The sequence below is a fragment of the Xanthomonas sp. SHU 166 genome, assembly GCF_000364685.1.
Taxonomy (GTDB): Bacteria; Pseudomonadota; Gammaproteobacteria; order Xanthomonadales; family Xanthomonadaceae; genus Xanthomonas_A; species Xanthomonas_A sontii.
Genome location: NZ_AQOJ01000469.1, coordinates 1 through 1,393 on the forward strand (window position 1 = coordinate 1; position 1,393 = coordinate 1,393).

Below are 1,393 nucleotides of genomic sequence, written 5' to 3' on the forward strand. Positions count from 1 at the left end.
TCGCCGCGGCTGCCGGACGGCCCGCCACTGCCGCTGCCCAGCAGCGAACTGCGTCCGGCCGCGCTGCCGCCCAGCAACGTGTTGCGCCCGCTGCCGGTATCGCCGCCGCCATGCTCGCCTGCGTTTTCGCCGCTGGCCGGCGCGGCCGGCACCTCGCCCTGCAACGGCGCCGGCAGCAGGTTGGCGTAGTCCACCGGCGCATCCAGCGGGAACGGCTTGTACTCGTAGATGTCGAAGCCCAGTTCGCGCAGGTTGCGGCGCTTGTACTTGTAGGACAGTGCATACACCACCGGGTTGTCGGTGGCGGCCAGGCTGTTGGTGGCCACCACCACGCGCGGTGGCGGGGTGCGCTTGCGCAGGTCGCGGAAGATCTCCTGCGCGGGGTCCGACAGCACCAGGTACGGCGTCTGCAGGATGATCTCCTGGCGTGCGTCGGCGATCAGCCGGTCGAGCTTGGGCGCGGTGGAGATGGCCTTGGGGCCGTGTTCGCGGCGGTGCTTCTGCGGCAGGTCGGCGACGTAGTCCACATGCTTCACCGGCAACGCCGGCAGCACGAAGGCGTTCTCCACGAAGGCCGGATCGGACGCCTCCTCGCTGACCCGCTGCACCCGCTCCGGGCGCAGGAACTGCGCCGGCGGCATCGCCGGCACGCCCTGGCGCAGCAGCAGCTTGCCGACGTCGTTGAGCCGCGCCACCGGCACGCTGCGCCGGGCCGCCCAGTAGGCGTCGAAGTTGGCGGCCATCGACCGCGCCACCGGGCCGGCGACCAGCACGTCGCGGTCGCGGAAGTTGTACTCGGCGTCCCAGTCGAAATAGTCGTCCTGGTAGTTGCGCCCGCCGACCACGCCGATCGCATCGTCGATCACCAGCAGCTTGTTGTGCATGCGCTGGTTGAAGCGGCGGAAACAGCACAGCACGCTGGCGGCGTAGTGGAAGTAGTTGGGCTTGGCCAGGCCGAAGGTGGGGTTGTAGATGCGCAGCGAGAAGTTCTCGTGCGCGCCGGCCAGGGCGCCGAGGATCTGCAGGTCCGAGATCGCCGAGAGCTGGTCGATCAGCACGCGCACCTGCACGCCGCGCCGCGCCGCGGCCAGCAGCTCGTCCATCACCAGCCGCGCGCTGTCGTCCTTGTCGAAGATGTAGGTCTGCAGGTCGATGCTGCGGCTGGCGCTGCGGATCAGGTTGATCCGCGCCACCAGTGCCTCTTCGCCGTGATCGAGGATGGTGGCGTAGTGGCGCGGCGCGCCGGCGCCGGACTGGGCGAAGGCCTTGCCGGCCAGCCCGCGCAGCGGCGAGGCCAGCGCGCAGTGGTCCCCGCGCGTGCAGTCGACCTGGCGGTCGCGCGCGGCCTCGGCGATCGCCACGGCGCGGCCGTGCTGCGCCTGCGACAGGCTCG

1 protein-coding gene is annotated in these 1,393 nt (G+C 71.1%); it reads right to left on the reverse strand.

Features of this window, described 5'->3' with window-relative positions:
• The coding region (locus tag D180_RS12405) for a phospholipase D family protein (protein WP_017913044.1) at positions 1 to 1,393 on the reverse strand (1,393 nt) is incomplete at both ends.